The organism is uncultured Halopseudomonas sp. (assembly GCF_963977355.1).
Lineage (GTDB): Bacteria > Pseudomonadota > Gammaproteobacteria > Pseudomonadales > Pseudomonadaceae > Halopseudomonas.
The window spans coordinates 165,144-174,864 of record NZ_CAXBOV010000003.1; the positions used below are offsets into that span (position 1 = coordinate 165,144).

At 57.0% G+C, this 9,721-nt stretch carries 10 protein-coding genes and 1 pseudogene; 2 read left to right on the plus strand and 9 right to left on the minus strand.

Annotated features, from left to right (window positions below; all coding sequences use genetic code 11):
* Position 1 precedes the first annotated feature (1 nt).
* From AAC076_RS02560 to AAC076_RS02580, 5 genes and pseudogenes are all read right to left on the minus strand, one after another.
* On the minus strand, positions 2-742 hold the full coding sequence (locus tag AAC076_RS02560; RefSeq protein WP_339842793.1) for an S-methyl-5'-thioinosine phosphorylase: 741 nt from the start codon (positions 740-742) through the stop codon (positions 2-4).
* Positions 739-1,887, minus strand: a complete 1,149-nt coding sequence (locus AAC076_RS02565; RefSeq protein ID WP_339842794.1) for a mechanosensitive ion channel family protein — start codon at positions 1,885-1,887, stop codon at positions 739-741. Before AAC076_RS02565 ends, AAC076_RS02560 begins: the two co-directional genes overlap by 4 nt.
* A complete protein-coding gene (nagZ, locus tag AAC076_RS02570) occupies positions 1,884-2,894 on the minus strand; it encodes a beta-N-acetylhexosaminidase (protein WP_339842809.1) in 1,011 nt (336 codons plus the stop codon). Before nagZ ends, AAC076_RS02565 begins: the two co-directional genes overlap by 4 nt.
* 23 nt (positions 2,895-2,917) lie before the next feature.
* Positions 2,918-3,445, minus strand: a complete 528-nt coding sequence (locus tag AAC076_RS02575; RefSeq protein WP_339842795.1) for a L,D-transpeptidase — start codon at positions 3,443-3,445, stop codon at positions 2,918-2,920.
* A gap of 186 nt (positions 3,446-3,631) precedes the next feature.
* Positions 3,632-4,264 (minus strand): annotated as a pseudogene (locus AAC076_RS02580) (TetR family transcriptional regulator); the annotation flags it as partial.
* Positions 4,265-4,431: 167 nt separating this feature from the next.
* Between AAC076_RS02580 and lexA the strand changes: the two are divergent.
* Complete coding sequence (lexA, locus tag AAC076_RS02585; protein ID WP_339842796.1) at positions 4,432-5,040, plus strand: transcriptional repressor LexA; 609 nt, start codon at positions 4,432-4,434, stop codon at positions 5,038-5,040.
* A gap of 11 nt (positions 5,041-5,051) precedes the next feature.
* Entirely contained in the window at positions 5,052-5,576 is a 525-nt protein-coding gene (sulA, locus tag AAC076_RS02590; protein ID WP_339842797.1) for an SOS-induced cell division inhibitor SulA, read from the plus strand.
* Positions 5,577-5,618: 42 nt separating this feature from the next.
* Here sulA and AAC076_RS02595 read toward each other — a convergent pair whose 3' ends face one another.
* The 4 genes from AAC076_RS02595 to AAC076_RS02610 all read right to left on the minus strand — a co-directional run bounded on the left by AAC076_RS02595 (position 5,619) and on the right by AAC076_RS02610 (position 9,386).
* Complete coding sequence (locus tag AAC076_RS02595; protein ID WP_339842798.1) at positions 5,619-5,855, minus strand: hypothetical protein; 237 nt, start codon at positions 5,853-5,855, stop codon at positions 5,619-5,621.
* Between the two features lie 63 nt (positions 5,856-5,918).
* Complete coding sequence (locus tag AAC076_RS02600; RefSeq protein WP_339842799.1) at positions 5,919-6,428, minus strand: DUF6586 family protein; 510 nt, start codon at positions 6,426-6,428, stop codon at positions 5,919-5,921.
* A 10-nt stretch (positions 6,429-6,438) separates the two neighbouring features.
* Positions 6,439-9,063 (minus strand): type I DNA topoisomerase, encoded by a 2,625-nt coding sequence (topA, locus tag AAC076_RS02605; RefSeq protein ID WP_339842800.1) that lies wholly within the window; start codon positions 9,061-9,063, stop codon positions 6,439-6,441.
* A 104-nt stretch (positions 9,064-9,167) separates the two neighbouring features.
* On the minus strand, positions 9,168-9,386 hold the full coding sequence (locus AAC076_RS02610) for a DUF1653 domain-containing protein (RefSeq protein WP_339842801.1): 219 nt from the start codon (positions 9,384-9,386) through the stop codon (positions 9,168-9,170).
* Between the last annotated feature and the right edge of the window lie 335 nt (positions 9,387-9,721).

Below are 9,721 nucleotides of genomic sequence, written 5' to 3' on the forward strand. Positions count from 1 at the left end.
GTCAGGCGCCGGCAACCATTGCGTTGATAATCATCCGGGCCTGCTCCATACCGCTCTCCATGACCTTTTCGATATCCGCCATGGTTATCACACCCGAACCCTTGCCAGCAGCTGGATTGACTACCAGCGACAGACTGGCATAGGGCAATTCCAGTTCACGGGCCAGCGCCGCCTCAGGCATTCCCGTCATGCCAACTATGTCGCAACCGTCACGCTCAAGCAGACTGATCTCTGCTGCCGTTTCCAGCCGGGGACCCTGGGTCGCCGCATAAACGCCATAGGCACTGTGCGCCACGCCGACCCTGGCCAGTACACCGATCAAACGCTGACGCAGTCCCTCGTCGTAGGGATGGGTAAAGTCGATATGCGTGACTGCATCCAGATCTTCCTCGAAGAAGGTGCTATGGCGCCCCCAGGTGTAGTCGATCAACTGGTGGGGCACACAAAAGTGCCCCACGCCCATGGCTGGGTGTATACCGCCTACTGCATTGACTGCCAGTATCTCATCGGCTCCCGCCTGCTTGAGAGCCCAGAGGTTGGCGCGGTAATTTACCCGATGGGGCGGAATCCGATGCGGATCGCCATGGCGCGCCATGAAGAATACCTCGCGGCCAGCCATGAGCCCCTTGATGATGGGTGCCGAGGTCGGACCGTAGGGCGTATCCGAGCTGGCTTCGCCGGTTTGCTTCAGGCCAGCCAGTCGTGTCAGACCGCTACCGCCAATGATCGCTAGAGCATTCATGGGCTCACCTTTGCGCTGCTGCCACCCTGCTCCGAAGCCCGGGGATCAACCTCACCGCCACGCAGCGCCAACCCATCTGGCACATGCAGTGTCGAGGTGGGGAACGCCACCTGCGCCTCGTGCTCAGTGACGATTGCCAGAATCTTCAACAGTACATCCTCCTTCACCCGGTGATATTCGGCCCACACGGGGGTAGTGAAACAATAGATGAAAAAATCCACCGATGAAGCCGCGCAACGATCGAAGTACACCATCTGGGTCACATTCTGTGCGATATCAGGGTGCTCCTTGAGCATCTCTCGAACCGCCTTGACGATGGGCTCCATATGCTGGATGTCGTCGTAACGAATACCGATATGTTCGTATATCCGCCTGTGGGTCATCCTTGATGGGTTCTGCAGGACCACATTGGTGAAGATCGCGTTCGGCACATAGATAGGCCGTTTATCGAAGGTCCGAATGCGTGTCAATCGCCAGCCAATGTGTTCAACCGTGCCCTCGATTTCCCTGTCCGGTGAGCGCACCCACTCTCCCACCGAGAAAGGTCTATCAAGATAGACCATCAATCCACCAAAAAAGTTTGCCAGCAGATCCTTGGCAGCAAAGCCCACCGCAATGCCACCGATGCCACCAAAGGCAAGTACACCGCCTATGCTGTAGCCCAGGGTTTGCAATATCACCAGGCCACAGGTAATGATGACGGAAATTCGCAGCAGCTTGCCGATAGCACTGACCGTTGTCTGATCCATGGGCTTTTGCAGATAACGCGAATCGACGAGACGCTCCTCGATCCTGCTCGATAGCCGCAGCAAGAACCAGGCAAGCAGGCCAATCAGCAGAACACTCTGAACCGTCTCGAGTACGTCCGCAAAATCCTCGTCCATTTCGACGGCCGTTATACGCGCCGCCCACAACAGCCCCATACTCCATATGAGCACCCATAGCGGCCGACGCATCGCGATGACCACTGCATCATCCCAGACGTTCGGGCTGATCGACGCGCGCGCTTGCAGACGGTCAAGCACCAGTTTGCCCACGTAGGCCATTACCAGCGACGCAAAGACAATCGCAAAAACCTTGTAAACCCAAAACTGCCCCGCGAGGGGAAGGCTATCAAGAGGTAAACTGTCGATTAACTCATTCATGCATGCTCCCCTAGCAGTTCAAGTTGGCGCAGTAGCTGAATGGCGGTAGACCATTGGGGCTGGGCCTTGTAATCGACACCGGGCTGGTGCCGGGCGAGCATGCTTGCCAGATGCTTCGGCGGATGAAGCCCAACCTGCTGGCAATGCATCAGAGCTTCCTCGGCTGCGCCCCGATCATTGCATACCAGCAACATGTCGCAACCCGAAGACAGAGCAGCATCAACCCTCTGGGTAATACCGCCCACAACATGGGCGCCTGCCATGGTGAGATCGTCGCTGAAAATCACTCCGCTAAATCCCAGCTCGCTGCGCAGGATGTCCTGCAGCCAACGAGTGGAAAATCCCGCCGGTTGATCGTCTATCGCGGGATACACTACGTGGGCCGGCATGATGCCATCCAGCACGGCGGCAAGGCCTGCAAAGGGTACGAGATCCTGCGCGCGGATCTGTGCTTCGCTGCGCTCATCCACCGGCAGATCCGTATGGGAATCCGCCTCAGCCCAGCCATGACCGGGAAAATGCTTGCCCGTTGCCGCCATACCCGCCGTGTGCAACCCGTCGATGTAAGCGCGCCCCAAACTGACCACCTGTTCGGGATCACCGCCCAGGGAGCGATCGCCAATGACTTCGCTTCGCCCGTGATCAAGATCCAGTACCGGCGCGAAACTGATATCAATGCCACAGGCAAGCATCTCGGTAGCCATCACCCATGCCGCACTTCTCGCCGCCATTTCAGCCTGGCTACTGCCTTGAGAGTCGACCAGCGCAGCGATGCGGCCCAGCGCCGGCAAGCGCTCGACGCCGTTACGCAACCGTTGTACCCGACCGCCCTCCTGGTCTATCGCGATCAACATCTCCGGACGGACCGCCCGGATCGACTGGACCAGTTCGCGAACCTGACGGGGCGACTCGGTATTGCGAGCAAACAGAATGATGCCACCCACTTCGGGTTGTCTGAGCAAATGGCGGTCAGCTGCATCAAGCCAGGTGCCGGCCACATCAAGCATCAGGGTGCCTTGTTTCAACAGTGTTACTCCGTTCGGGAATTGGCGTGCATGAGCAGATCGATGGCCTGCTCGTGAATTTCAACGCGGCAGCCTACTGGCGTGCAATCGAACAGCGCAAGCATGTCGCTGTTGCGCAGCCGAACACAACCATGGGAAAGGGCCACACCCATGGGTTGATCGTCCGGGGTACCGTGCAGATATATATAGCGGCGCTGGGAATCCTGACTACCACCGCGATTGAATCCTGATTCTTCACCACACAACCAGAGTATGCGGGTCAGAATCCAGTCCCTGTGTGGGTGTTCGCGGGCAAGCTCAGGCGACCAGATTTCATCGGTGGGCCGGCGACCTATATACACCGAGGCCAGTGGCTGGCCTGCACCAATGCGTGCTCTGACCCTGTGCGCACCCCGTGGAGTGCATCCGGAACCGTCCTGTTCGCCAGGACCATTGAGTGCTGTAGAGACAGGAAATTCGCATACCCGCACACCGCCACTGAGCCCAATAAGGCGCTGGGATGCAAGGGATATAAGGATCAGATCCAGCGGCATTGCCACCTCCGTTAAAAGTGCACACACGATAACGGATCAGACTGCGCTAGGAAACCGGCACACAGGGGAAACGAGAGACTACTTGGGAATAGCGTTAGGGCTCACAGGCAGCAACTAAGTGCGAGCCCTTCACACGTGTTCAAGCCTTGACCGAGTATTGGACTCGATGGTTACCGGCGGCTTGACGCTCTCGGCGCGCATCCCGGCGGCGAGGAACGGGACCATAAGCTTGAGAACCTGGTCGATGCCGGTCTGAACACCAAACTCGGCTTCGGCAATCGCACGCAGGGCTTTCATGCTCGACATCGTAAAGGCGGCGCTACCCAACATGAAATGCACCCGCCAGAAGAGTTCAGTAGGTGGCAATTGCGGCGCGGCAACATAAACCAACTGCATATAACGCTGGAACACCTTGCCGTACACCTCTGCCAGATACTTGCGCAAATGACCCTGACTCTGGCTGAAGGCCAGGCCCAGCAAGCGCATGAAAATAGCCAGATCATTGCCACTACGCGGCTTGACTGTCAGCGCCTGCCTGACCAGCATCTCAAGCAACTGCTCCAATGTAAGCTGGGTATTGCCGCCCTGCTGCTGGTGGCGGTCAAGCTCCTGATCCAGGCTGCTGACAAAGGGATTGAGAAAACGCACAAAGACCGCCTGAATCAATGCCTTCTTGGACCCGAAGTGATAATTGACCGCCGCCAGATTCACCCCGGCCTTGCTGGTGATCAGGCGCAGCGAGGTCTCGGCAAAACCCTTCTCGGCGAAAAGTTGCTCGGCAGCATCAAGAATGCGTTCGACGGTATCAGACTGGGCCATGGGCGATTACACTCATAAACAATTGTTTCAAACATACGTTTCAAACGCATTCCATGTCAAGCAGCCGAAACGATTTGCGGTTAATCATGGAAATGACGCCGACGCTTGCCCTCTGCCAACAACTGTATATAATCACAGTTACTGTATATACAAACAGGTAGAGCCGGATGCAAAAACTGACCGCCAGACAACAACAAATCCTTGCCTTCATCAAGGAGTACATGGATGCCAATGGCTATCCGCCTACCCGCGTCGACATAGCCCGGGTGCTCGGATTCAAATCACCAAACGCTGCGGAAGATCATCTGCGTGCACTGGCCCGCAAGGGTGCAATTGAAATGATCCCTGGAGCATCCAGGGGCATTCGGCTACCGGAGCAGGACGTAGACACACCTGAAGGACGTCTACCGGTAATAGGCCGCGTTGCCGCAGGCGCACCGGTACTGGCTCTGGAAAATATCGAGGATCACTGCCAGATAGACCCCGGATTTTTCCGCCCCAGGGCAGATTATCTGCTTCGGGTGCAGGGTCTGAGTATGCGTGACGTCGGCATTCTGGATGGTGATCTGCTGGCAGTTCATCGCACCGCCGTTGCCCGTAACGGACAGATCGTAGTCGCCCGCATCGGCGATGAAGTCACGGTCAAGCGTTTTCAGAAACAGGGCCGCAAGGTTCTGCTTCACGCAGAAAACCCGGATTTCGCACCAATTGAAATTGATCTGGGTGAAGAGGAACTGACCATCGAAGGCTTGAGTGTCGGCGTAATACGCCGCTAGAGGGGTTCATTATGTTGTATTCCCACGACCACAACCGATCCATCAGTGCTGCAGTACAACCAGAGCTTTTCCATAACGCTCTGATGGCGTCCCGTTACGCGATGCCCTCCAAGCCGGCACTGGCAAGCACACGACCAACGCGCCAGGCCGAGCCCGAAGACGCCTTCAGCGAAATTCGTCTCAATGGCGCACCCAGACAGTGCCTTCAATGGTTGGCTCCGGTTCTGCGTGAACTGAGCCGCGCTGATGCGCCCGGCTGGCTGACACTGCTTGATCCACCCGAAACAGTAAGCCATCAATGGTTGCGCAACGCAGGACTCAATCCGGAACGGATTTTGATCGTGAGATGCAAGCCGGGGATGGACAGCCTTGATCTGTGCTGTGAGTTGCTCAGTCTGGGCTGCAGCCATACGGTTGTCAGTTGGCTGGCAACTGATGGCCAGAACGGCCGGACAAGCGGACTGCTGCGCTCAGCCGCTAACAAGGGACGTTGTCAGAGTCTGAATGTGTGTCTGGATAGCTGCCTGGCTGCGTGATTCAACAGGACGATCAGGGCAGGCACATCTGCCGCCCTGTCCTCAGTGGACTGTACGGTCTTCCGAGTAGGGCTCACCCTCTTCCATTACCTGTCCGGCGACCTGCATACCAGCGCTGATCATCGCCTTGGCAACTTCGATGTAATGGCCTTGCAGAAAATCCTGAGCATCAGCAGAGAACTCGATAACCACCAGAGGCTCGGCTTCTTCATTGGAGCGGCGCAGAGCTACCTTGCCGTTTTCAAGCTCTACTATCTCCAGAAAAGATGAAGATGACATGTCGGGTCTCCTGTTGATTGGCCGAGCAGTTTATCACAATGCTGCGGCCAATCGCAGACACTGCTACCACTCGACCATGCCTTCTCGATAGCAAGCAACCCGCTCAGTCAGAGCAGCGTGGGCTTCACGGGCATCGTCCAGTGACCAATCCACCGAGGCTTTCACTGCACTGACAGCGATCAGATCATCGGCCGGAGCTTTGGCCTCTTCCGGCCGCGGAGGGAGGTTCAAGATATCCCAACCGCGCAGCAGTCGCCCCAGCCAGCTATCAGGCGCATGCGCCAGTTCGCTCAGCTCGGCAAACTCGGGCCCCGGAAAGCGTTCGGAGGTCTGAGGCTCGAGCATCACATCCAGCGAGCGAACCTCCAGCAGAGGCCACCGATAGCGATCAGCTACCTCATGGGCAACAGCCAGAACCCCACGGTGCAGATGAAAAAGTGCGTGCTCACGGTGATAACGCGCCATGGTGATGGCCGATAACGCATTGGAGTTCTCAGCCTCGTACCAGGCATCGATCGCCATACGGGCAAAATGCAAAGCCTGATTAGTGCGGGTATAGACTTCGTTAGCCATGACTCAACCCTCAGCTCTTCGGTTTCGGCCGCTTGTCATCCTCGACCCAGCGCTTACCGTCATGATAGGCGCGCCATCCATTAGGCTTGCCATCGACTTCACTCTGTACGTACTGCTCTTTGGTCTTGCGGCTGTAACGAATAACCGTTGCAATGCCATCAGGATCAGCAACCGGCGCTTCGAGCAGGAAATGATACTTGGGATCGATTTCCTTGCGGTGCGGCAACAGCTCCTTGACCAGCGGTGCGCGGGTTTCGCGGTTCTTGGGAAACTGGCTGGCCGCCAGAAACATCCCCGAAGCACCATCACGCAGCACATAAACGTCGTCGACCTTTTCACAGGCCAGCTCTGGCATTGGTACCGGATCCATCTTCGGCGGCGCCGCCTCACCATTTCTCAGCAACTTACGGGTGTTCTTGCATTCGCTGTTGGTGCAACCGAAATACTTGCCAAAACGACCCGTCTTGAGCTGCATCTCGCTGCCACATTTGTCGCAATCCAGTCGCGGACCGTCATAACCCTTGATCTTGAAAGCACCTTCCTCGATCTCGAATCCGGTGCAATCGGGGTTGTTACCACATACATGCAGCTTATGCTGTTCATCGACCAGGTAACTGTCCATCGCTGTGCTGCAGACCGGGCAGCGGCGCTTGTTACGAAGTACGCGTGACTCGCCCTCTTCATCGTCGCCAGCCACTTCATTGCCAGGCACAAGGTTCACCGTCGTCTTGCAACGTTCCTTGGGCGGCAAGGCATAACCCGAGCACCCTAGGAACACGCCAGTAGACGCGGTCCTGATCATCATTGGTCGGCCACAATCCTTACACTTGATATCGGTCAGGGTCGGCTCGTTGGAGCGCATGCCCTTGCCTTCTTCAGCAGACTCGGCGGCGCTCAGCTTGGCACTGAAGTCGGCATAGAAATTATCCAGCACCTTCTTCCAGACCACACCGCCCTGGGCAACTTCATCCAGGGATTCTTCCATATTGGCGGTAAAGCTGTAGTCCATCAGGTTCGGAAAGCTTTCTGCCAGGCGCTCAGTAACGATATCGCCCATCTTTTCGGCGTAGAACCGACGATTATTCTGCGACACATAGCCTCGATCCTGAATGGTCGAGATAATCGATGCGTAGGTCGATGGACGGCCGATACCACGCTTCTCCAGCTCCTTGACCAGATTGGCTTCGGAGTAACGGGCCGGTGGCTTGGTAAAGTGCTGCTTGGGATCGAGCTTCTGGAGAGCCAGCGAATCCTTGACCTTCATGTCAGGCAGCACTTCATCTTCGCCGCCCTTGCCCTGGGTGGGCATCACGCGGGTGTAACCGTCAAACTTGAGAATGCGGCCCTTGGCACGTAGCTCGAAATCACCCGCTTCGACCGTGATCAATGTGGAAAGGTACTGTGCCGGTACCATCTGACAGGCCAGGAACTGGCGCCAGATCAGCTCATAGAGCCGCTCTGCGTCTTTCTCCATGCCTTTGAGGTCACCGGTCTTGAGCTTCACTTCAGAGGGCCTGATGGCTTCATGGGCCTCTTGAGCGCCTTCCTTGCTGCTATACATGTTGGGCTTCTCTGGCAGGTACTTCTCGCCAAAGTTCTTCTCGATGTAGCCCCGCGCCATGGCAATAGCATCGGCGGACAGGTTGGTCGAGTCGGTTCGCATGTAAGTGATATAACCCGCCTCGTAGAGACGCTGGGCCATCATCATGGTCTTCTTCACACCGAAACCCAGGCGAGTGCTTGCGGCCTGCTGCAGGGTGGAGGTAATGAAGGGTGCGCTAGGCCTGGAACTGGTCGGTTTGTCTTCGCGCTTGGCAACCGTGTAATCGGCACCCTTGAGTACTTTCAGGGCAGCATCGGTCTCGGCCTTGTTGACCGGACGGAAGTTGGTGCCATTGTGCTTGGCCACTTCGAAGCGAACCGAATCGCTCTGGGGCGTATCAAGCAGGGCATGGATCTCCCAGAACTCCTCGGGTATGAACGCACGGATCTCACGCTCGCGATCCACAATCAGTTTCACTGCAACAGATTGCACTCGGCCGGCTGACAGGCCACGGGCAATCTTCTGCCACAGCAGGGGCGAAACCATATAACCCACTACGCGGTCTAGAAAGCGACGAGCCTGCTGGGCGTTGACGCGGTTGATATCCAACTCGCCTGGTTTGGCAAACGCGCCCTGGATCGCCTTCTTGGTAATCTCGTTAAAAACCACTCGCTTGTAACGGCTTTCATCACCACCAATGGATTCGCGCAGGTGCCAGGCAATCGCCTCCCCTTCGCGGTCCAAATCCGTCGCGAGGTAGATGGCGTCAGCGTCCTTGGCCAGGCGGCGCAGTTCTTCTACGACCTTTTCCTTGCCGGGCAGGATTTCGTAGTGCGCCTTCCAGCCATTCTCTGGATCGACACCCATGCGCTTGACCAGCTGCATCCGGGCCTTGGTCTTCTTGTCCACCTCGGGAGCAGCAGAGGCCGCCTTGCGGCCGCCCTTGGCTTTGGTCTCGGTCTTGCCGCTGCCGCTGGTAGGCAGATCACGGATGTGACCGATGCTCGACTTCACAATGAAATCGTTGCCAAGATACTTGTTGATCGTCTTCGCCTTGGCGGGAGACTCAACAATGACCAGTGCTTTTCCCATGGGTAACTGTATTCCTAGCTCTATCGAATCTGGATGTCCTGTCGGACAAGGAGTAATGCGCCGCGGCGTCTGGAAGCTCGCACAGACCCACGGAGGGCCAGAGCCTACACGTCTTCGCTGATAAAGGTAAAGCGTGGTGTAGGCTCGCCGTCAAGCTCGACTGTGCCGACAAACATGTCCAGGGGCCGCACCCACAGATCAAAATCCCCGTATAACGTGCGGTAGACCACCAGCGATTCTTCTGTCTCCGAGTGTGTCGCCACACCCAGGACCTGATAGTCCTTTCCTTTATAGTGGCGGTAGAGGCCTGGCTTTAGTGACATGCTTTGGTCCTTGTATATTGTGCTGACGAAGGTGCTTGTTAAGCAGACTAACTTATCTGTCGGGATTGATTCTGCACTCTCTGTGCCTGGCTCAGCACCCCGAAGGCCTTGGCACGACACGCTACTAGCCATCCATGGGGCTCGTCGTCGCACATCCCTGTGCTCCGACGGTCGCGCCAAGGCCTTCGGGGCGCTGCGCTGATACTGACTCGGATCCTGGACCAACGAACGAACCCAAAGAACGGGTTCCGTGCAGGAGGCTCGATTTACGTTGGCGTCGGCGACCAAGGGCCTGTGTGAGTGCCGTCGATGGCCAGGGACGGCCATCGACGAGC